This is a genomic window from Agaribacter marinus (genome assembly GCF_030160655.1).
Classification (GTDB): Bacteria; Pseudomonadota; Gammaproteobacteria; order Enterobacterales; family Alteromonadaceae; genus Glaciecola; species Glaciecola marina.
Window position 1 is genome coordinate 192,080 of sequence record NZ_BSOT01000005.1, and the last position, 19,994, is coordinate 212,073.

At 38.8% G+C, this 19,994-nt stretch carries 28 protein-coding genes and 1 pseudogene; 28 read left to right on the plus strand and 1 reads right to left on the minus strand.

The window, feature by feature from the left end; all coding sequences use genetic code 11:
• Positions 1-106 precede the first annotated feature (106 nt).
• The 28 genes and pseudogenes from QQK00_RS20475 to QQK00_RS02600 all read left to right on the plus strand — a co-directional run.
• A pseudogene (locus QQK00_RS20475) lies at positions 107-605 on the plus strand (transposase); the annotation flags it as partial.
• Positions 606-824: 219 nt separating this feature from the next.
• Positions 825-1,211 (plus strand): hypothetical protein, encoded by a 387-nt coding sequence (locus QQK00_RS02470; RefSeq protein WP_284215896.1) that lies wholly within the window; start codon positions 825-827, stop codon positions 1,209-1,211.
• A gap of 78 nt (positions 1,212-1,289) precedes the next feature.
• On the plus strand, positions 1,290-1,661 hold the full coding sequence (locus tag QQK00_RS02475; RefSeq protein ID WP_284215897.1) for a hypothetical protein: 372 nt from the start codon (positions 1,290-1,292) through the stop codon (positions 1,659-1,661).
• 741 nt (positions 1,662-2,402) lie between these two features.
• Positions 2,403-3,005, plus strand: a complete 603-nt coding sequence (locus QQK00_RS02480) for a porin family protein (protein ID WP_284215898.1) — start codon at positions 2,403-2,405, stop codon at positions 3,003-3,005.
• 138 nt (positions 3,006-3,143) lie between these two features.
• Positions 3,144-3,539: an MAPEG family protein gene (locus QQK00_RS02485; protein ID WP_284215899.1), complete on the plus strand. Its 396-nt coding sequence runs from the start codon at positions 3,144-3,146 to the stop codon at positions 3,537-3,539.
• A 176-nt stretch (positions 3,540-3,715) separates the two neighbouring features.
• The gene (locus QQK00_RS02490; protein WP_284215900.1) at positions 3,716-4,012 is read left to right on the plus strand and encodes a DUF1330 domain-containing protein; all 297 of its coding nucleotides are present in this window, start codon (positions 3,716-3,718) and stop codon (positions 4,010-4,012) included.
• Between the two features lie 128 nt (positions 4,013-4,140).
• The gene (locus QQK00_RS02495) at positions 4,141-4,461 is read left to right on the plus strand and encodes a VOC family protein (protein WP_284215901.1); all 321 of its coding nucleotides are present in this window, start codon (positions 4,141-4,143) and stop codon (positions 4,459-4,461) included.
• 62 nt (positions 4,462-4,523) lie between these two features.
• Positions 4,524-4,742: a DUF6500 family protein gene (locus tag QQK00_RS02500; RefSeq protein WP_284215902.1), complete on the plus strand. Its 219-nt coding sequence runs from the start codon at positions 4,524-4,526 to the stop codon at positions 4,740-4,742.
• Positions 4,743-4,901: 159 nt separating this feature from the next.
• Entirely contained in the window at positions 4,902-5,216 is a 315-nt protein-coding gene (locus QQK00_RS02505) for a DUF4180 domain-containing protein (RefSeq protein WP_284215903.1), read from the plus strand.
• 65 nt (positions 5,217-5,281) lie between these two features.
• Complete coding sequence (locus QQK00_RS02510; RefSeq protein ID WP_348521134.1) at positions 5,282-5,746, plus strand: GNAT family N-acetyltransferase; 465 nt, start codon at positions 5,282-5,284, stop codon at positions 5,744-5,746.
• A gap of 52 nt (positions 5,747-5,798) precedes the next feature.
• Complete coding sequence (locus QQK00_RS02515; RefSeq protein WP_284215904.1) at positions 5,799-6,554, plus strand: hypothetical protein; 756 nt, start codon at positions 5,799-5,801, stop codon at positions 6,552-6,554.
• 296 nt (positions 6,555-6,850) lie between these two features.
• On the plus strand, positions 6,851-7,519 hold the full coding sequence (locus QQK00_RS02520; protein ID WP_284215905.1) for a hypothetical protein: 669 nt from the start codon (positions 6,851-6,853) through the stop codon (positions 7,517-7,519).
• A gap of 328 nt (positions 7,520-7,847) precedes the next feature.
• Positions 7,848-8,258 (plus strand): GFA family protein, encoded by a 411-nt coding sequence (locus QQK00_RS02525; protein WP_284215906.1) that lies wholly within the window; start codon positions 7,848-7,850, stop codon positions 8,256-8,258.
• Between the two features lie 232 nt (positions 8,259-8,490).
• Positions 8,491-8,982, plus strand: coding sequence for a nuclear transport factor 2 family protein (locus tag QQK00_RS02530; RefSeq protein ID WP_284215907.1), 492 nt, complete (start codon positions 8,491-8,493; stop codon positions 8,980-8,982).
• A 141-nt stretch (positions 8,983-9,123) separates the two neighbouring features.
• A complete protein-coding gene (locus tag QQK00_RS02535) occupies positions 9,124-9,546 on the plus strand; it encodes a GNAT family N-acetyltransferase (protein WP_284215908.1) in 423 nt (140 codons plus the stop codon).
• The gene (locus QQK00_RS02540; protein ID WP_284215909.1) at positions 9,539-9,973 is read left to right on the plus strand and encodes a hypothetical protein; all 435 of its coding nucleotides are present in this window, start codon (positions 9,539-9,541) and stop codon (positions 9,971-9,973) included. Before QQK00_RS02535 ends, QQK00_RS02540 begins: the two co-directional genes overlap by 8 nt.
• A gap of 97 nt (positions 9,974-10,070) precedes the next feature.
• Positions 10,071-10,508, plus strand: a complete 438-nt coding sequence (locus tag QQK00_RS02545; protein WP_284215910.1) for a GNAT family N-acetyltransferase — start codon at positions 10,071-10,073, stop codon at positions 10,506-10,508.
• Between the two features lie 144 nt (positions 10,509-10,652).
• Positions 10,653-11,231, plus strand: coding sequence for an RNA polymerase sigma factor (locus tag QQK00_RS02550; RefSeq protein WP_284215911.1), 579 nt, complete (start codon positions 10,653-10,655; stop codon positions 11,229-11,231).
• Positions 11,224-11,952, plus strand: a complete 729-nt coding sequence (locus QQK00_RS02555; RefSeq protein WP_284215912.1) for a hypothetical protein — start codon at positions 11,224-11,226, stop codon at positions 11,950-11,952. Before QQK00_RS02550 ends, QQK00_RS02555 begins: the two co-directional genes overlap by 8 nt.
• A gap of 27 nt (positions 11,953-11,979) precedes the next feature.
• Positions 11,980-12,879 carry a hypothetical protein gene (locus tag QQK00_RS02560; RefSeq protein ID WP_284215913.1) on the plus strand — a complete coding sequence of 300 codons (900 nt, stop codon included), beginning with the start codon at positions 11,980-11,982 and terminating at the stop codon, positions 12,877-12,879.
• A 63-nt stretch (positions 12,880-12,942) separates the two neighbouring features.
• Entirely contained in the window at positions 12,943-13,608 is a 666-nt protein-coding gene (locus tag QQK00_RS02565) for a phytanoyl-CoA dioxygenase family protein (RefSeq protein WP_284215914.1), read from the plus strand.
• A gap of 165 nt (positions 13,609-13,773) precedes the next feature.
• The gene (locus tag QQK00_RS02570; RefSeq protein WP_284215915.1) at positions 13,774-14,238 is read left to right on the plus strand and encodes a ferritin family protein; all 465 of its coding nucleotides are present in this window, start codon (positions 13,774-13,776) and stop codon (positions 14,236-14,238) included.
• Positions 14,239-14,484: 246 nt separating this feature from the next.
• Complete coding sequence (locus tag QQK00_RS02575; RefSeq protein ID WP_284215916.1) at positions 14,485-15,381, plus strand: TolB-like translocation protein; 897 nt, start codon at positions 14,485-14,487, stop codon at positions 15,379-15,381.
• 151 nt (positions 15,382-15,532) lie between these two features.
• Positions 15,533-15,841 carry a hypothetical protein gene (locus tag QQK00_RS02580; protein WP_284215917.1) on the plus strand — a complete coding sequence of 103 codons (309 nt, stop codon included), beginning with the start codon at positions 15,533-15,535 and terminating at the stop codon, positions 15,839-15,841.
• A gap of 171 nt (positions 15,842-16,012) precedes the next feature.
• Complete coding sequence (locus QQK00_RS02585) at positions 16,013-16,444, plus strand: GFA family protein (protein WP_284215918.1); 432 nt, start codon at positions 16,013-16,015, stop codon at positions 16,442-16,444.
• Between the two features lie 64 nt (positions 16,445-16,508).
• Positions 16,509-16,925, plus strand: coding sequence for a GNAT family N-acetyltransferase (locus QQK00_RS02590; protein ID WP_284215919.1), 417 nt, complete (start codon positions 16,509-16,511; stop codon positions 16,923-16,925).
• 33 nt (positions 16,926-16,958) lie between these two features.
• Positions 16,959-17,600 carry a LysE family translocator gene (locus QQK00_RS02595; RefSeq protein ID WP_284215920.1) on the plus strand — a complete coding sequence of 214 codons (642 nt, stop codon included), beginning with the start codon at positions 16,959-16,961 and terminating at the stop codon, positions 17,598-17,600.
• Positions 17,601-17,715: 115 nt separating this feature from the next.
• The gene (locus QQK00_RS02600) at positions 17,716-18,255 is read left to right on the plus strand and encodes a hypothetical protein (protein WP_284215921.1); all 540 of its coding nucleotides are present in this window, start codon (positions 17,716-17,718) and stop codon (positions 18,253-18,255) included.
• A 30-nt stretch (positions 18,256-18,285) separates the two neighbouring features.
• Here QQK00_RS02600 and QQK00_RS02605 read toward each other — a convergent pair whose 3' ends face one another.
• The gene (locus tag QQK00_RS02605) at positions 18,286-19,989 is read right to left on the minus strand and encodes a LamG-like jellyroll fold domain-containing protein (protein WP_284215922.1); all 1,704 of its coding nucleotides are present in this window, start codon (positions 19,987-19,989) and stop codon (positions 18,286-18,288) included.
• Positions 19,990-19,994: the final 5 nt, after the last annotated feature.

A 19,994-nucleotide genomic window follows, 5' to 3' on the forward strand; every position in this document is an offset into this window, starting at 1 on the left:
TACAAGCAATTCAACAGGACTAAAAACAGTGGGCCTGTTCGCTTCGCTCCATTTTAGCCCACAATTTTTAGCTCGTTAATTGGGCGTTGAGACTGTAGAAAAAGGTCAAAATAGGTTTAAAAGGCTAGCTATTAGTGAGGATATCCTAGGTGCGCAATCTATTATCACCGCCGATACAGGCTTTGCAAATGAAACAAACATGCAGTACCTGCACGACAATGATATTAACGCCTAAATTCCTGATAACCAATTTAGACGTCGTGACCCTAAGTTTGATGAGCAAAAACAAAAGCATGGTAAACGTCATCAAGATAAGAAGGTGAGAAAACAGCAAATTATCTCCGCCAGTGAATTTCAGATTAGATGAAACCAGAGCGCCAAGCTATACCGACTGGATGAAGCATAGGGTGGATAGCACTAAGGGCAAACAAATTTACAGTCACCGCATGTCGGTAGTAGCCCCTGTATTTGGTAACATAGGCACCCACAAAAAACTGAATCGTTTTAGCTTGAGAGGTAACGCTAAAGTACAATGCCAATGGTATCAGTTCTGCGTGATACACAATATCGAGAAGCTGAAGAATTACGGACAGCTAGCGGCGTAGTTAACCTAATCACACCTAAAAATCACCTCCTACAAGCCCATCAAAACAGACCCATCCAGCCAGATAAAAGTCAAACACTGGGAAATCAAAAGTAGGAGTAAAAAACTTTGCAAAACTTATTGGTTCAAGGCAAAGTTCATAGCATATAAAAATTTAAATAAAGGCAAGGGAATGGTCTGTCATAAACGACTTTTTCTACAGCCTCGTTAGGCATACTAAATGATCCGAGTCCTTACAGTCCTTTTTTTCATTGTTAGTTTTTCTTCTCAAGCTTGTATGTTTCCCATTCAAGGTGCAGAGTATGACGCACTTATAAATATTGAGAGGCTTGAAGAGAGTAGCTATAGGGTTACTGTTCCAAGGGTTGTTCACGAGCGAACAGATCCGATTATTGTTTTAGGTTTTGATATCGATGATTCTGACGAATTTCTGTTCGCTGAAGAAATTGTTAGCTTAAAAGTTGAGCATAAGAAAGATATATCAGTTGCGTATTTTTCACTCGAAAAACAGATTGAGGAAACTCCGTTTATCAATGTTCGTTGGCCTGTCGATTGCTGCTTGTGTGAGGTCATTGCAAATACATTGATACCAAAAAATGAGGGTTAAATGATGCCTAACAAAAACTTAAAGCGGATAAAAATAACGAGCGATTTTTACCGCTCAAGTTGGTGTTAGGCAGTCGACATGATTGAAACAAGCATAATTAGTGAAGACCCAGTGATTGTCTTACATGTGTTGCAAGGGTCTTTCACTAAAGAAGAGGCTAAGTTAGGGATTGATAGTGCTATATCAGTAATTGAGCATGCCACTTCAATCATAAGAACATTTTCGTTAATAGTTGATGCCAGAAATTACATCTTTAATGATATCGATGCTCATAAGGTATGGTCGTTAAATTTCAAAGAAAATCCGTTAGTTATTGATGGGGTAATTAGGGCTGCAATTGTCGGTAGTGATGAGCCTAAATTTCATGCTGAGAAAGAGAATATGGAATCCACGACATTAAAGTTTTTTACAGATTGCCAAACTGCTATTGCATGGTTGGAAAATGCCTAATAAAGCAAACCACAATGGCCCGCAATAAAATGCGGGCTGGACTCGCTAACGCTAGCCTGTATTGGCGGCGTTATATGTCAAGGAGAGTACATGAATAGTTATACTCAATATGCATTTATCGCATTACTACTAATGCTTATTATGTATTTGCTTTACAGAGTTGGTAACCTAGAGAAGAAGGGCTAGTTTTATCTCAATCTTCAGTTTGTGAAGATGCTATATGTTGCAAAATGTGCCAAGACCACGTAGCTGAAATTGATTCAAGCGCGTCAATATTTGTTCATGGTAAAAAAGTTAGAGCATCTCAATTGAGTTACCATCTTAAATATGGTCACAATGACTGTGTAAGTGGAGTTTTATTTATAAAAGCAGATCCAAATTTGGACAATGGAGTGGTCCTTAATATAAGCGACTCTATTTCGAAGGCTGCGCCAAATATAAGTATACAGTGGAGTACGAGGAAAATTATTATCGACAATTAGGGAAAGATGCGGCAGCATAACTGAAACAAATCCGCCTCCGAATTTACCGGTATGATTCAGTGGTTTTGTGGGCAGGTTGGCTTCTCTTCTTAAAAAAAGGAATTAGGCACTGGAGTCACTTGCATTCGCTATTGTCCCGTCATAATCTACTAACTCGTTAACTGGACATTATATTTATTCAGCGTTCAACTTATATTCAACCTAATAGTATAAGTTAGCGACTTCAAAATAATATTTAGACACTCTAAAGGGATTTGAAATGAAAAAAACACTGGCTTTACCATTTATTACTCTAGCCTTAACATGCGGTTTTTCTGCTTCTGCAGAAGATGAAAGTAATTGGTATTTAGGTGCACAATACAGTGAGCAAGAGGTTACTTATCAACCTAACAGGGAATTAAAAACCGTTGGTGTCATTGGTGGTTATCAGTACAACAAATACTTTGCATTTGAAACAAGGTATAGCACTGGCATATCAGGGTATTCACACCAATTTTATGTCAATGGGTCAATGGACGCGAAGTACAAAGAAGATATTGATACGCAAGCTTCATTATTTATAAAAGCTTCTTATCCTGTTTTTAATTCGATTGGTCTATATGTTTTAGCTGGTGTAACTAAAAGTAAATATGAAATAACTACAAATAGTTTTCATACAGATATAGAAGGAAATACTACAACCACTTATCCTCATATTATTGAGCTCTCTGAAAGTGGTTTTGCTTATGGGGCTGGCTTTAATTACAGTTTGTCCGAAGCAGTTGAGCTGTTTCTTGATTATCAAGTTTTACCAGAACTGAAAGTTGGTGGGCGTTCAAGTAGTTGGAAAAGTATCAATATTGGTATTAATTACGCTTTTTAATATATAAATATTACAAAGCATCAAACCTCCCTTCGTTCGCGAAGGACAACTACACGGACGCGGCTACGCCATTATCGCGGACGCTTAGTTGCCGTTTATGTTATAAGTTAGGACTCGTCAGTTAATCTAGGATATTTAATGCAATACGCAGAGTTAGTAGCAATGATAGCAGTACTTCAGTTTTTCTTTTTTACTGTGAAGACTGGGCAAGCTAGGGGGAAATCAGGACTTAAAGCGCCAGCAATGACAGGTGATGATGCGTTTGAAAGGATGTATCGTGTTCAAATGAATACACTGGAAGTGTTAGCTATGTTTATACCGGCGCTTTTCATTGCATCAAACTATTGGTCACCTTTATTAGTGTCAGGCTTAGGAACGGTATATTTATTGGGTCGTTTTATCTATTGGCGAGCATATGTTTTAGCACCTGAAAAGCGTAAGTTAGGTTTTATACTTTCAATATTTCCTACTTTAATTCTGATATTATTATCTATTGTAGGAATAGTTATGTCACTTGTCGGAAGTCAAGACTAACAAGCGTAAAAGCTCTCTTTGATCGCTCGTTCTATAATTGTTACATTCGAAAGCGTTGAGATTAAAATTAAATGAATACGTCTAACAAAGCAGTCTCACCAAGTTGTTGGCTTCGTCTGCAAGGACTCATGCTGCGCAGTAGCGTTCATTAGTAATTGCCACGTTATGTGTAAATTATGATTCAGATTATCGCTTTACTATATGCAGGTATAAATGGTGTTGAAGGGTTGAGAGCTTTTGAGTCTCAAGTGATCCCAATTTTACGAGAATATAACGGTACACTAATTAGTGCTTCTTATAATGCCAATGAGCCAGCAGGTGAACCTGATGAAATTCATGTTATTCAATTCCCCAGCGTTGAAAGCTTTGAGGCATATAAAAATGATGATCGCATTGTTAATTTATCAGCGCTAAAAGCTAAAATGATCCGAAAAATGGATATTTATATAACTACTGCTTTTCTTCAATATTAGAACCGTTTACATATAACACGAGCACTAAGTTTCCTTTCGGTCACGAAGAAAAACTATACGAGCGTCGCGGAGCGATTGTCGCGCGCAGTTGCCATTTATTTTGGATGGAATAGCCTCATGGAGATAAAGTGAATATTTCACTCTTAGTCATCAGATGCCAAAATATCGAAGTAAGCAAAGACTTTTATGAGCTGTTGGGCTTGTCTTTTGTAAAAGAGAAGCATGGGAGTGGCCTTTCGCATTATTCATGTGAACATAATGGTTGTGTATTTGAGCTATACCCGAATAAAGGCAAGCCGCCACAAGACAAAAACCGTTTGGGTTTTAAAGTATCAAATAGAGAAGAAATACTGCGGAGCATAACCAAAGCTGATTCATATGAGTTTTCGGGCAATATCATTTATGTACTCACTGACCCGGATGGGCGTAAAGTAGAACTTAGTGAGTAACGCTACAACGAGGCGGTATATTGCGGCAGTATGTATTTTTCAAGGGGTGGAATAAATAGATCGTGAGAATGGCATTAAGAGCAAAAATAGTTGAAGTATGTGATAAAAAAATTGCTACTAAAGGTGAAAATGTAGGATTATCATTTTACGCATTTTTTAAGAATAAAAATGATAACCCTGAGCTGCTCATGGAAGCCGCTACTTGGTGGATACAAATGCATAAGTTAGACCATTTCGTTAAGGCTCATAAAATTAAAGAAATGGTCCAAAATAATTTATAAGTGGCACTTAACGTGGAATCATTATGAACGATAGTTTCGACGTCAAATACACCAATCAGGCAGATACGAGTTCGCAGGCTGCGTTCGTGTCGCATTTAGTTTAGTTAGCACTCAATCAGCCTGTGATTTGGGTGTTAGGCGGGAAAATAGGAGAATAACGTGAGTTCCTTACAGTTGGGAAGTAACGGGATGAGTTTGGCATCTGTTGACGAAGTTTTGGGAATAATTTTCAGTGGGCTACCTGCGTGTATCGTCCAAGAAGAAGATTTGCCTGACGGTTTTTTCAATCTAGAAAATGGCATTGCAGGAGAGGTATTCCAAAAGTTTGTAAACTACAAATTTCGAGCAGGATTCATTATACCTTTAACTCACTCGCACGGGGAGCGAGTTAAAGAGCTCGTTCGTGATCATTCTAATCATCCATTTGTAAGGTTTTTTGGGTCAGTGGAGGATGCAGAAAAATGGTTGCTCTAAGATTACCTAGTAGTCAATTCAAGTGTGACGTCATACGCACAGTTGCCGTTTATTTTAAGGGTTAGATGAATATGTACTTAACTGAGCCATCTGATGAAAACTGCATTGAATTGATGTCTTGGTTTTCGAGTGAAGAAGAATTAAGTAGTTGGTCTGGGCCAAATTTTAGGTATCCGTTTACGTTAAGTACGTTTAAAAGTGACTTAAAACTAGATACATTAAATTCATTTTCATTGATATCTAAGGAAGGTGATTTTTTAGCATTTGGCCAATATTATTTAAGACTAGGGAAGTGTCACCTTGGAAGATTGGTTGTTAATCCTAATTGGCGAGGCCAAGGTATTGTCTCAACCTTAGCAAATCAAATAAGCGACATGGGCAAGGAAAACTTGAAAGTGGATTCTTGTTCATTATTTGTATTGGGTCACAATGAGCGTGCAATTAAATCATATAAAAAAATGGGTTTTTCTATAGCTGAATATCCAGAAAAAATACCATTAAAGAACTGTTTATATATGGTGAAAATGTAAATTTACTAAATATCGGGCTATGGTGAATGATAGTTCTTACACGGATGAAATTATGATCAAAAGATGGTTATTCATGACCTTGTTACTCTCGGCAGCGGCAAGCGCTGAAACCTACAAAGCTAAGGGGTTCACAATTGAGTACGGTAAAAATATTCCCATCTCAGTTGTCGAGCAACTAGCATCAAGAGTCAGTAACAATAAAAAAGTTGTTTTAGCTTATTTAAATCAATCGAAACAATATAACGGAACACCAATCAAAGAAAATTTAGTCGTTTACATATCAAAACAACGTCGAACCCCTTATCAAGATTGGAATACTATCCATATTCCAGAGAAAAGAGTCCTCTCAGCTTTCTCAGAGGAAAAGTCGGAAAATAGTGGTATGGCCGTTATTCATGAATTAACACATGTTTACGCAGTTAGTGATTTCCGTAAAAAGAAGAAAAACGGATATGAAGACCGCTTTTTCGATGACGGTTTAGCCGTTTTTTTGCAACACAGGTTTGGTGAGTCTCCCGAATATCCTGATTTTGGACAAGATTTGTATAGAGCTGTTGCTGAAACTGCACATAAATACGGAGGTTTGATAGCGTTAGCCGAATCAGAGAATATAAGGCATTCATCTAAAAGTAGGTTGGGTAGACGGCTTGCGTATTTGCAAGAAGGCGCTTTTACACAGTTTTTAATAGAAAATTATGGTTTAGATAAATATCTAAAAATTTACGGAGGGGAAAGTGTGCAAAAAGTGACTGGTAAAACCTTCCCTGAACTCGAGAGTGATTGGTCTGCAATTTTAGTACTAAAGTGAGACTGTAGTCAACGCTAGGTTAGCGGTTCAAAACATATCGATGCTTTATGTATAAAATCGCGTTTTCGTTGAACTTTTATGTCATACCTCCATCTTCGATTGACGCCATATTGTTGAGGTGAATTATTTGACCTTTCATCGCTGCAGGTTTCGACTCATTCTTCAGTAACGTACTTTACTTTATTTAAATTGCTGTAAAAAACTACCAAATAAGATCCACATAAAATACTGTCATTGTCGTCATATTCGTGTAATTTAAATATATTAATAATACACATTGAATTAAGGATAATTATATGAAAAATATTAAAATATTGTTTAGTTTATGCATTACGCTACTGTTGTTAGTACAAACCGCCCATGCAAAATTGATACGAGTAAGTGATGGTGGATTAGTATCTGATCTAGCACTTGAAGCTGGTTTGGTTTTTAGAACAGGCTTTAGAGATTTAAATGAGAAGCTCTTAGCTGCATACAACATCGATGTAGACGGTCAACTATATGATGTTCAGTTTTCCAATAGTTCGTTTAACACTGTGTTTGGAGATTCTAGTGGGCTAGATGTTTCAACATCAAATGATGCTCTTCGTTTCTCGCAGGCTTTACTTGATACAGTACTTGTCGACAATATAGTTAATATTTATGATTATGTGCCAGGTTTAGTTGATGGATGTGTAGTTGCATTAGGCCCGTGTTTCATACTTACCCCTTATGAAATTTCTGGTACTAGCGTACTTACTTCTGCTGCCCTAAATTATGAACTTTTTTTTACAGATCAAGCCCTATTGAATGGCCCTTCGGTACAGTTCGATAGTGATTTAGCAAATTTTAGTATATTTGTGTTTGCTGACTGGAGTTTGAGCTCCGATCGTTTTAGCACTGTGGACCAACCTCTCATTGCCTCGTTTATAGCACTTTACTTACTTGTATTGTTGTGTCAAAGAAAAGCCGTAAAATTGTCCTAAAATTTATAGCGATTGCAACGATCTACAATTATGAGCAATAGCAATGTCTACCGTCTAGGGCTGCATTACATAGCTTGATTCGTTCATTGAATTTTAGGTAGTGCAGCGACATCAAAAAAACAGAGATTTAAAAGTTTGGTTGTATTTAATTAGAATTTCATAAATGATAAAGTGCAATTTCATCCGATGTTGGCAATTTACAGAATCAGACTTTTCTTGAGCCGATTAATACGGAAAGACACTTACTTCATTATTCTTGTATGTATATTTTGCGGTTTACCAAAAAATTGTCATTTCCCTATTTGGAAATGACAATAAGGAATCAGAAATGTACAAAGGGTCTTGCCTTTGCGGCGCTATCAATGTTGAACTTAAAGGTTCCATCAGTAGCATTATTCATTGCCATTGCTCACTTTGCAGAAAAAACAGCGGGACTGCTTACGCGACAAATGGCTTTGTAAACGCCAATGAATTTACACTTCTCGATCCAGAGAACAAGCTCGGTCACTATGCATTCAAAGAAGGTAAAAATAGATATTTTTGTTCAGTTTGCGCATCACCAATTTTTAGTTCTAATACCGAGAATCCAACAAAACTGAGAATTCGGCTTGGCATTCTGGACTCAAACATAGAAGAAAAACCTATCTCTCATAATTTTGTTTCATCGAAAGCGAGTTGGGACAACTTGGATGCGGATTTGCCAAGATATGATAGTTTTGAACCTTCCAGAACTAAATAACGCTGAATATGTCGTATATGTTGTTTACGCGAACAAAACAGTGATAGTGAAGCTTTAAGTAAATTAGCTTTTGCTGCTTCGGCAATTATCTGCTGTGTTGTGTTTGAAGTTATCAACCTCAAATTGCGGGGGAGTCGTTTGGAATGAAATGGTTTATACAAATGAAAGCATGATGCTGTCAGGCAATGCCAAAACATTGGTCTAAAAAATATATTTATTAAGGAACTGTATAGTGAATGCTCAAAAAGTGCTTAATCTAATGTTTACGGGATTTATAGCTTTGTCCTTTCTATTGCTTGGTCGAGCGAATGCAAATCCGTATAGCTCTTTAGAACAGTCAAACCTAGACAAAGCCATATATTGCATGGAAATACTAGAAAGCAGAAACGATCTTAAACCTTTGCAAAGGATTGATATTTTAAGGCGTGAGTGCTATTCAGATGATTTTGTTGAGCATTCGCCCCATATTAGCGGTGGTAGAGAAGGGTTATTTAACTTATTTTCAAGTCGGTATAAAGAATATCCAGAGCTTTCGATGTCTATTAAGCGAAGTGCTTCGGAAGGTGATCTCGTTTGGTTGCACCTGCATGTAAAACGTACACCAGACTCTCGTGGAGCCGCTGTTATACATATTTTTCGAATGAAAGATGGAATGGTTGCGGAACACTGGGGAGTAGGACAACCTGTGCCAGAAAATCCCAAAAATAAGAACTCAATGTTTTAGGTAGATATTTGATTTAGCGCGACATGGCACAATCAAGGTAAGCGCCGTAAACTCTACTTCGACTATTTGCGAGCTTCATTGTTGAAGTTAAATGTGTGTGTCGTTTATGCTATAAGTTCGACCTATTGAAGGAATGCAACGTTGAAAGGATTTAAAGTAACAACAAACCCTGATGATTTAGATATTGCGCTTGTTTATGCGTTTATTTCAAAAACGTACTGGGCAAAAAATATTCCGTTTGAAACTTTCAAGAAATCTATAGCGAACTCAATTGTTTTCGGCGCTTATAGCGCTGAAAACGACCAAGTAGGATTTGCTCGTGTGACTACAGATAAGGCAACATTTGCGTACCTAGGTGATGTATTTGTTTTGGAAGAATATCGCGGCTTGGGCATAAGTAAATTAATCATGCAAGCGATTGCTAAACACTCAGAACTTCAAGGTCTACGACGTTTTATGCTGGCAACTAGCGACGCGCATGGATTATATGCCCAATTTGGCTTTCAAGACATTGCGAACCCTGAAATTTTTATGCAAATATGGCAACCGACTGTCTATGAATAAAAGCGGAGTAACTTTACTAGTCATTGCTACGCTAATCATGGGCTTTACTGCTATTGCACACCTCTCTTGCATTTACTTTGGGCCACAGTGTTACTCCGCGCAAATGGCACCACCTGTCATTGTCGAATCAGCAAAAGCGAAAACACTACTGGCGCCATTGGGTACTATATTTGTTTCATCAATATTTTTAGTGCTATCTGCTTATGCGCTTTCTGGGGCCGGCATTGTGCGCAAGCTTCCATTGCTGAAATTGATTGTTTACGGCGTTGGTACTCTTTGTATCATTCGCGGTATTTTGCCTCTTCAGTTATGGCTAAGGCATCAAGAAGAGGTCAGTAAGTTTGTGCTTGTTGTTGGCGTGGCGTGGTTAATCGTTGGACTTTGTTTTATTGTTGGTTTTAGGGTCGCAAGTACAAAGCGTGTGTAACAAACAGTTAGTGGTAGTCATTTCGCTCATCGGGGCACTTAGTAATGGCATCCAAATACATGTGCCTTTTTTTAAGGGTGGAGATTAGAGGGTGAACATGAATGTTTCATTGGAAGAAATAAATCAATCAAACTACGAAGCCGTGTGTGATTTGGATGTCACCAAAGCACAGGAAGAATATGTTGCGTGCAATATGTGGTCGCTCGTAGAAGCTCATTACAATTCGGGTCATACGTGCAAAGCCATATATGAAAATAAGCAAGCCGTTGGGTTTTTTATGTGGGTTTTGGAAACGCCAGTCAAAATGTCTATTTGGCGTTTTATGGTAGACCAGCGGCATCAAAATAAAGGTATAGGAAGGGCGGCACTTACCATGGCAATTAAAGAAATTGCTGCTTACCCCGGAATAAAAGAAATAGAAATCTGCTATAACCCCAAAAATCCAGTAGCTAAAGATTTTTATTCTAGTTTTGGCTTTAAGGAGACTGGCTTAGATGACGAAGGCGAGGACATGCTCGCGCTTATTACGTTATGAACACTATCAAACGCCTTATGAGGAAAGTCAAATTCAGGCCCTGTTGTCGTCCTCAATAAATTTCGAAAACATTAGTATTAAATAAAACTATTTAAATACTGTTAGCGACTATATCTTCAAATCATCATTAATTTGGAAATTAACTTGTTCTCTCGCTCTGACCAACAACTCGTTGAAAAAGCACTTACTGGCAATAAAAAAGCGTGGTTGGAGCTTATTTCTCGATATGAGCAGTCAATTTTCAACTATGCGATGCGCATGACAAGCCAGTCTCATGATGCGAAGGATTTAATGCAAGAGATTTTTATTTCGGTGTTTAACAGTTTGCATAGTTTTAGAGGCGAAGGCAGCTTTAAAGCGTGGCTTTTTCGTATAGCACACTTTAGAAGTATGGATTTTTATCGACGTAAAAAGCCGAATGTAAGCCTAGATGATTCTCCTGAATTAATCGATAGTCGTATTGATGAATGCATGGGTGGTTCGGGTGTCGGCAGTGTAAACATTGAAAGCCAGTTGATTGGGCAACAGTCGCAAAAAGCGCTACTTAACACTATGCAGCAATTACCCTTCAATCAAAAGGTGGTAATTGAGCTAAAGTTTTTCGGACAATTCACATTCGACGAAATTGCACAGCAATTAGGTGTGTCAACTAACACGGTTAAATCAAGGCTATACGCAGCGCTTGGTAAACTCAAAACTATTTTGGAGGTAGAGCATGTCTGATCAATATGAATCTATCAGTAACGAAGATTTGATGGCTCTTTGGCTAGACAATCAGCTGAATGACAAACAACGAGCAGCCTTTGAGCAGAGGTGCTTAAATGATGATGATTTTGCAGAGTTAGTGCAGAGCGCTAACCAAACAAGCGTAATTGCGGATACAGCAAAAGATTTTGAATTGCCAACTTGGGATAAAGAAAACAGTTTCAATTTTGAGAAATATAAAAAAGTCAGTCAACCGTGGTGGCAATGGCAGGGCTTACCTCTTAGTTCAGTCGTATGCTCTTTTGTAGCCATCTTTATGGTACTTACTGACCTTAATATTGAGTCGAGAGATGGGCGTTTTTCTATTGGTTTTGGTTCTCAACTGCCGCAAGAAACCATTAATAAACTCGTTGAGCAAAAACTCAATGACAAATTGTTGGAGCAACAAAAGACCAATCAAGTATTGTTTGCTCAGTACTTGCAAACGCTGCAAAACCAGCAAACTGAAAATAGTACTCAATTGACTCAGTATTTACTGACATCAAGCAGGCAAGAGCGAAGAGAAGACTTTGCCGAACTTATAAAGTACGTCAACGACCAACGCAGAGATGATCAGCTTTTTTACGCAAATCAACTCAAAGATTTTCAGCAAGAACTTAGCTTTCAGGTAGGCCAAAGACCGAACTATACCTCTCCTAACAGTGGAGATTTTGATTCCACCCAACTCAACGATGAGTAGGCTAAATAACATTTTAGGAAGACAATCATGAATATCAATAAAATAGTAAGCACCGGCATAGCCGCGTTATTCGTAGTCTGCACTGCTCATGGCGCAACTAATTATCAAGAGCTTTCGAAAGAGCTTGAGATAATGAATAGTGTTTTAAATACCGCACTGAAACAAGACACTCGTGATCAAGCAATAAAATTTCGTTCTATGCAAACGAGTTATCTGGCTAATCAGGGGGTTGTGTTTACCTTAAGTACAACAGGTAAAGCGACGCGAGTATTTTTTGAAAATGGCTTTCCAGCGCCTCCGGAGCCTATACCTGTAATAGACTTAAGCGGAAGCGGTGTGTTTAGTCATGATATGGAAATAGAGCTGCAAGAGACGATTCATGAAGCGCTTGATTCAGTGAAACACCACTTTTCAGGTAGCCATGACCGTTTACAAGATCTGAGAAGTGAATCCAGAGACTTGGCTTGGGAAGTGCGCGAATATGAACGTCGCAAGCGAGATTTAAATTTTGCGCTTCGTAATGCTGAGGTATCGCGAGCAAAAGAATTAAAGGAAGATTTAAAAGAATTAGAAAAAGAGCTGGTAGAGTTAAGTAAGAAGAAGGCTGATATTCAAGCATACTCTGCTAAAATTGAATCAGAACAGAAAGCACTTATTGAAAAGAAACAAGCTGAATCTGAGCAAGCCAAAAAATCATTTTTAGCGTCGTTTGAAGAAGGTGTTGCTGATACCTTGTGTCGCTTTGGCGGTGGATTAAGAGCCATTCCAAACAATGAAAACGTCAGCTTTGTTCTTCGCGGGTTTAATAGAAATCATGCATCTCAGGACAAGATATATGTATTTAAAGTGGAAGACGTGAAGAAATGTGTCCAAGAGAAAATCAAAGTGTCTAAACTCCTAGCAAATGCCATTGTTTATGATTTTTAGATAACTTAACGTTGAATATTGACTCACAGGGCGGCTGTCAAAGTCAATCAAGGGGCTGGTTTAGTGCAAGTTTTAGAAAAGGGATATGAGTTAATTGAGGGGTTTTTATCTCTTGAACAACTAGAAAAAATAAATAGTGAAATTAAAAGTGTTAGTTTTCCGGCTAGATCCGGTGGTATTCGAAACGTGGACAAAAAATATTCTTCTATAGGTGAGCTTTCAGCGTTAGAAAGCGTCATCAAAAAAGCAAATTTATATTTATCAGGATCTGCAAGTTTAGTTAGAGCTATTCTATTTAATAAAACACTAGATAATAACTGGTTGGTCTCCTGGCATCAGGATAGAACAGTAGCAGTGTCGAAAAAGTTTGAGAAGCAAGGATGGGGGCCATGGAGCATTAAAGATGGAATACACCATGTGCAGCCGCCGCTTGTAGTACTCAATAAAATGGTTACATTTCGGATTCACCTCGACGACACGGACATAGAGAACGGATGCCTAAAGGTCATTCCCAAAAGCCATGAGTCGGGTATTCTTGACCGCAATGCTATCAGTGAATATGTGCAAAAAAATAAGGCGGTCATATGTTTTGCTAAGGTTGGTTCTGCTTTAGTGATGCGTCCACATATACTCCATGCATCTAACAAGGCGACAATTCCGTCGCAACGCAGAGTTTTACATCTTGAGTATAGCAGCTTCAAATTACCGTCAGGGGTTGCATGGGCGTAAAACATGCTTGAAACAGTTCAAGCTGAATCGACAGCGAATATTAGGGTCATATGAGACGATTGTTCGATGCCACAAGAAGAATATTGAAAGAAAAGACGCCGATGCATTAGTGCGCAAGTCTTGTTAAGATAATGATGGTATGCAAATTGTTAGAAGTATTTAAATATGAGTGAAATTGCGTTTTTGTGTTTTGATCAGGTTGTCCCAGAAGACATGATGGAAGTCATTAATGAGGACTCATTGAGAACACATTTAATTGAGCACCCGTATTTTGATATCTTCAGCACACAAGAATGGATGAACAGCAAGACTAAAACAGATGCTGAAGATGGTTGCCGTATTCGAGCCGTATACATAGAAGGCGTTCTTGCAGGTTGGTGTGGAATTCAGCCAGATGACAATGGCTTCGAATTAGCGATTGTTATTTCACAAAAATTCTGGGGTTTTGGTATATCAATATTCAAAACACTTTTGCTCTGGGCTAAGGAGTTAGGTCATTCATCTGTAGTATTTCACTTGCTCGAAAGTAGACCAGAATACAAAGCACTAAATAAAATTGCCACTAAAATTCATAAAACCGAACTGGCGGGGAGATCTTTCACAACTTACCATGTTTTAGTTGCCTCATAGTGTTTAGCGTAGCCTAAAACATTACTCAAATATTCTTCATGCGTAAAAACGATGTGTTGGTACCCAAACGATGAAGACTTCTTTTTGCCCAAAGCGACTCGCTGAGGCCCTTTCTGTCAGAGTAAAATCATTTAAACGTCACAAATACATCAGGTAATTAATTATCGATTTGCTTACATTAGACACAAATAAAATCATATTTTAATGGATTAGCGCAATTCATTGGTTTCATAACAAGGGCAAATTGTGACATATATATGTAATTTAATTATTCTGCTATTTTCGATACTTTTAATCAGTAGTAAGAGTTATAGCGACGATAAATTTCCACTCCTAGAAGGCCCATATCTGGGTCAAAAACCACCTGGCTCAGTCCCTAAAATATTTGCTCCAGGGTATGTATCTACCAAGCATCGTGATCATAGCGGTTTTTTCTCCCCTGATATGAAAGCGTTCTATTTCACTAGAAAGAATGTGTACAGTGAAAAATGGTCGTTAATTCGTTTTAAGTTAGAAAATAACCGATGGCATCCGTCCGTTATGGGGCCAAGAGTGGGGCGGCCTATACTCTCACCAGACGGTAAAATCATGCATTTGGGCAACAAATATATGAAACGCAATGGTGATGGCTGGTCAGAAGTGAAAAGTTTGGGGCGTATGTTTGAACGAGAAGACTGGGGGATTATGCGCTTGTCTGCATCAGCGAAAGGTACCTATGTGTTTGATGACTATAAGAGCAATGATGTGCTTCGAATTTCAACCATTAAGAATGGTGAACGCCAGCCGCCAAGGCCATTGACGCCTCAGATAAATGAAGGGAAATGGACCGCTCACCCATTTATTGCACCTGATGAGTCTTACTTAATTTGGGATAGTGAAAAAGACGATGGCTATGGCGGTACAGATCTTTACATCAGTTTTCGTCAACGAGATGATTCGTGGGGGAAGGCGATTAACTTAGGCGCGACAATTAACACGAGTGGAACGGAGGGCGGTGCTTATGTATCGCCTGACGGAAATTATCTCTTTTTCAATCGAACTTCAGTTCAGGTGAATGAGGAAAGAGATGTTGAAGGTGACATTTATTGGGTGGATGCGCAGGTCATATGGGACCTCAAGTCGAGACAGGGTTTAATTCGTTAAAGTTTATATATAGACTGGCATTGTAGATTATAAGAACTAAGACAACTGGTAAGTATTCGTAAAGGGCAATTACGTGAGCGCTGTTGTGTTTTTATAATGTTCAGGTAATCACACTTATTTTAAAATCAAACTTAAAATAGGATAGAAAAATATGAGCAAATTTTTGATAACACTAATGTTATTTCCCATTATTGTCGTCAAATCTGTTTATGCCAAAGATGAAAGTCAGGCGCTCCCTTATGAGATTTTGAGAGCCGATGACGTGGATGTATATGCAAAGGCAAATATTTCTGATTTTTCTTGGCTTTCGGGCGATTGGCAATTTGAAGCCGATTTTTCAGGCCAAATGATGAAAGGCTATGTGAGTGTTGGCGAAATTGTACACGGGCAAATGCTTGGTTATTCGAGAGGCTGGAGCAACGACGGGATTATATTTAGTGACTGTCAGCACAGATGGTAGGGCGGAGTACCATGTTATTTCGCATGTAAGAGTAAAATAGTTACTAACAGGTATTGAAGTTGGTGCAAGAAATTCTGGTCTTCCTAAATTGCCTCATATTATAAGTGTAGATAAAAACTCTTACTCGTAGAACCTCATTTTTTTGGATCATATTAGGAGCAATTGACAATAATGGATGGAACAAAAATGGAAAATCGAATATTTGCTGAGGGTTCGTGTAATTGTGCGTCAGTAACATTCTCTGTGTCTGTTGCTTTAGAAAACATTTTTATTTGTCATTGCTCTATTTGTAGGAAATCTACTGGCAGTGGTGGCATTGCTGTTACCGTAGTGCCTACAGAATCACTTACTATGAAAAGTGGCCATGACTTCGTTCAAAAGTGGGTGAAGCCTAATCATGACTGGTTAACTAATTTCTGCAAACGTTGTGGCTCTCCGCTACCGGGTAAAAATGACGAGAAGCATTCATATATTCCTGTTAGTTTATTAGATAGTGGCTATGAAAACTTAGAAGTGAAACATCACCTCTTCGCGGATTCTAAGGCGAATTGGGAGGAAATAGGCGATATCGGTAAAAAACACGTTGAGGGATTCGGTGGGTAAATTCAATCAAACGATACAAACGTATGATTGAACCTGAATCTAGTGCAACCTTGAAATCGTATATATGAAAGTAATTAAATTAAGTAAATGTAATTCTGAACTACTTGCAAATGTAGACAAAGATATCTTTGATGGTGATATTTCATCAAGCAGATTGGCTGAATTTGTGAACACGGAAAATCATATCGCTTTAGTCGCGGTACATAAAGAGTTGGTAATTGGGCAAGTTATTGCGTACGTCCATCGACATATAGATAGTCCAACGGAGTTGTATATCGATAACCTTGGTGTGTCGTTGGATTTTCGACGTAAAGGCGTGGCAACTAAGCTAATTGAGGCGCTTTGTGTGATAGGAAAAAGCTATGGGTGTGAAGACGTTTGGGTGGCTGCCGAAGTCGACAATGAAGCTGCGTTAAGCTTTTATCGTGCCGTCAAATTAGAAATGGTGCCTGCCGTGGTCTTCGATGGAACACTTCGGTAAATGCATTATGTTGAATTTTAGTAAGGAAAAATTATGGATTTTAATAATATTTTAGCATTTGTAGCGGTGGCAACCCTACTTGTGGTATCACCAGGCCCGAATGGTTTTCTCATCACTAAAACGGTACCGCTTTTTGGTAAAAAAGCGGGGTTACTAAATGTGTTTGGATTTGTCGCTGCCTTTTACGTCCATGCGACCTTGGCTATTTTTGGTATATCGCTTATTTTGGTTAAATCCTCACAGGCGTTTTTCATTTTTAAAATGTTAGGTGCTGCATATCTCATTTGGATTGGTGTAAAAGCATTGATTAGTGCGTTTAGTGGTCGGAATAATACCGCGTCGCAGAGTCAGCCCGCAGACAATAAACGGATGTCTAGTCGTAGTGCATTTTTTGAAGGCTTTTTAACTAATGTGCTAAATCCAAAAGTTTCAATGTTTTACTTGGCGGCGTTTCCACAGTTTATTTCAGTAGATGATAGTGCATTAAATGCATATGCCTTAGTGACTGCGCATTCAGTCGTCAATTTTCTTTGGTTTTCTGCGATGATTGTTATGATTTCACGCGTAAAGTCAGTGACGAGCAGTGGTCGTTTTAAAGTTTGGCTTAACTCAATTACTGGCCTTGTATTTATTGGTTTTGGTACAAAATTAGCGCTGATGAAAAGTAGCCAATAAGGGCTATAAAAACTTGTTCATAACAATTAGACTTAATGCTCTGGTCATGAAACAAATTTGTTTGTCTGTATTGTCCACTATTTATGACGTTTAATTTAACAAAAGGAATATGTTTATGAAAATCGTGTCTTTTGCGACTAAGGCGCTTGCTATTTTATTGTTTATCATGTCTTTTAATGTGTCAGCACTTGACCAGGGTGATATAGATAAGTATGTCAAATCTATCGAGTTATTGAAGAGTACAGATAACCCGGTGATTAAGTCGATTGAAGATTCCTTATCAAACAATCCTAATTTTCATTTTGACGTGAGTGATGATGGCAGTATAAAAATGATGTCTCAAGTATTAGGTAATTTAGAACCGAAACAGGAAACAGTCTTAAGTGAGTTTTTGCAAAAGGCGGGTTATTCTTCAGTGGCCAAATGGACGGATGTTGGCGATAGGGTATCTGCTGCGATGATGGCGGTAGAAGCGGAAAATACAGATGACCAGTTTTCAGAGATAACGCCTGAAATGGTGCAAGCGATGCCGAAGGCAATGCAAGAGCAAATGCAAGGGGCAATGCGGATGTTCAAAGCGCTCAAAAGTGTGCCGCAGGCAGATATCGACTTAGTTAAAGCCAACCATGCGTTACTCGATCGAGTAATGGAATAAATATGGGCCGTTGACCTACTATGAAAATAGCTAGTTTGTCGTAAGTGCTAAACTGGCTATTTCTTTTTCACTCAAGGCACGAGAAAAAATAACAAACTCAGCCATGCTGCCATTTAGGTTTCTAAGGGGGCTTTTAATACTTAAGCTGTTCCAATTACCTAATGATGCTTCGCCGATATACCAATAGTCAGATGGATTGACAAGTTCGAGTTCTCGTACTTGCAAGCCGTTTACAAAGATACTTACTTTGTTGTTTGTCTGGTCCATTGTGGTGGCTAGATGATACCAAGTGCCAGAATCGGCCGCTGAGAAAAACGGTGAAAAGTTATAGTTTCTCCCTTTATTTTCTGACGATGAGGTACCCAGCACGACGGTCCCAAATTTATTATTAAAATTGCCGAGTTGCCAGTGAATATCTCCGTTGTCGAAGCCATCCGTAAGTAAGAGTGAGTTAAATTGTCTGTCTAAACTGTCTATTTTTACCCATGCCGCCAGTGTAAAGTCAGTAAATTGCTCCTTTATATCAATGCGTACGCGATCTGCAGGATGCTTAAATTCAAGCGCTGACTTGCCCGGCCAAGGGCCTTTTGCCCATTGTGCGCCAACAATTGCGCCGTCATAGTCATGTGAAGAGGTCGTGCGCGAAGAATCCGCGATATTTCGGAGTTTACGCGTTTTTTCTATATCTTGCTCAAAATCGTAGTAGGCAATGAGGCTTGGATCTTTTAATGTTTGTACCTTCGTCTCATTCCATTTGATATGCTTATTATTGACTGCGGATTGCGTAAGGGAATCAATGTCAGAGAACTCTTCAAATTGATTGGTTTCAGCGGTTGCTGATGTCCATTGTGTTGTATCTTTGGAGGCAAAACTAACGGCACTTCCCTTTTCAATGAGTTTACTTCCTCCTTTGCTCGAACGCGCTTCAACTAGTCCATCAAACACATGTACTTGTGAGTCACCGTTTTCGTCAACATGTACGCCGATTGCTGTGCCTAAATCAACGACTTCAGAATTAGGTGTGTCAATGGTAAAGCCAATGGCCACTTGAGGCACGTCGGTCATGACTTTACCAGAGATAAGGCGCACGCGTTGTTCATCGATCACGTCTAAATGCGCTGGGCCAGCAATTTTTAACTGAGCGCCTTGATAAAATTCAAGCTCCAAAAAGCCTTTTGATATTTTAAGTTCACCAGGAATAACTGCATTGCCTGTTTGATAAGGACTATCATTCGAAAGACCCACAGCGTTTGCAATTACGGCAACACCATTGTGTTGAATTTCCCCGGTATTTTGCGCAAGCTCATTGCTGGAAGGTGAGTGTAGCTTCGTCATGTAGGAAATCGACAATAACAGGCAGGCTGCCATGCTAAGGCCAGAAATTATCCAGGGTAATTTGGGCCATGATAAACGTCTGCGACTCAATTCGTCAGTACCACTGTCTTTATTTTCTGTAGATAAGACGGAAGACAATACCCGTTGTTCGAAAGCTTTTTGTTCCATACTTACGTGGGTTTTTTCGATAACCTTGTCAACAAAGTCTTCGGTGTTTTGCACATGTTCGAATGATTGACTTAGTAGGCTGTCCATGGCTAATTGAGTACGTAAACGTTGTTTAAGCTCAGTTGACTGTTCACCTAATTGGATAAGTCTTTCTATTTCAGTATCTGAGGCCTCACCCTCTATAACAGATGCGATTAGCCGGTCGAATTCTGTATGTAACTCAGTGTTCATAATTG

Coding starts and splice junctions, on each gene's coding strand:
- QQK00_RS02470 (WP_284215896.1), top strand. CDS start 825: ATGATCCGAGTCCTTACAGTCCTTTTTTTCATTGTTAGTTTTTCTTCT.
- QQK00_RS02475 (WP_284215897.1), top strand. CDS start 1,290: ATGATTGAAACAAGCATAATTAGTGAAGACCCAGTGATTGTCTTACAT.
- QQK00_RS02480 (WP_284215898.1), top strand. CDS start 2,403: ATGAAAAAAACACTGGCTTTACCATTTATTACTCTAGCCTTAACATGC.
- QQK00_RS02485 (WP_284215899.1), top strand. CDS start 3,144: ATGCAATACGCAGAGTTAGTAGCAATGATAGCAGTACTTCAGTTTTTC.
- QQK00_RS02490 (WP_284215900.1), top strand. CDS start 3,716: ATGATTCAGATTATCGCTTTACTATATGCAGGTATAAATGGTGTTGAA.
- QQK00_RS02510 (WP_348521134.1), top strand. CDS start 5,282: ATGAATATGTACTTAACTGAGCCATCTGATGAAAACTGCATTGAATTG.
- QQK00_RS02515 (WP_284215904.1), top strand. CDS start 5,799: ATGATCAAAAGATGGTTATTCATGACCTTGTTACTCTCGGCAGCGGCA.
- QQK00_RS02520 (WP_284215905.1), top strand. CDS start 6,851: ATGAAAAATATTAAAATATTGTTTAGTTTATGCATTACGCTACTGTTG.
- QQK00_RS02525 (WP_284215906.1), top strand. CDS start 7,848: ATGTACAAAGGGTCTTGCCTTTGCGGCGCTATCAATGTTGAACTTAAA.
- QQK00_RS02540 (WP_284215909.1), top strand. CDS start 9,539: ATGAATAAAAGCGGAGTAACTTTACTAGTCATTGCTACGCTAATCATG.
- QQK00_RS02545 (WP_284215910.1), top strand. CDS start 10,071: ATGAATGTTTCATTGGAAGAAATAAATCAATCAAACTACGAAGCCGTG.
- QQK00_RS02555 (WP_284215912.1), top strand. CDS start 11,224: ATGTCTGATCAATATGAATCTATCAGTAACGAAGATTTGATGGCTCTT.
- QQK00_RS02560 (WP_284215913.1), top strand. CDS start 11,980: ATGAATATCAATAAAATAGTAAGCACCGGCATAGCCGCGTTATTCGTA.
- QQK00_RS02570 (WP_284215915.1), top strand. CDS start 13,774: ATGAGTGAAATTGCGTTTTTGTGTTTTGATCAGGTTGTCCCAGAAGAC.
- QQK00_RS02580 (WP_284215917.1), top strand. CDS start 15,533: ATGAGCAAATTTTTGATAACACTAATGTTATTTCCCATTATTGTCGTC.
- QQK00_RS02585 (WP_284215918.1), top strand. CDS start 16,013: ATGGATGGAACAAAAATGGAAAATCGAATATTTGCTGAGGGTTCGTGT.
- QQK00_RS02590 (WP_284215919.1), top strand. CDS start 16,509: ATGAAAGTAATTAAATTAAGTAAATGTAATTCTGAACTACTTGCAAAT.
- QQK00_RS02595 (WP_284215920.1), top strand. CDS start 16,959: ATGGATTTTAATAATATTTTAGCATTTGTAGCGGTGGCAACCCTACTT.
- QQK00_RS02600 (WP_284215921.1), top strand. CDS start 17,716: ATGAAAATCGTGTCTTTTGCGACTAAGGCGCTTGCTATTTTATTGTTT.
- QQK00_RS02605 (WP_284215922.1), bottom strand. CDS start 19,989: ATGAACACTGAGTTACATACAGAATTCGACCGGCTAATCGCATCTGTT.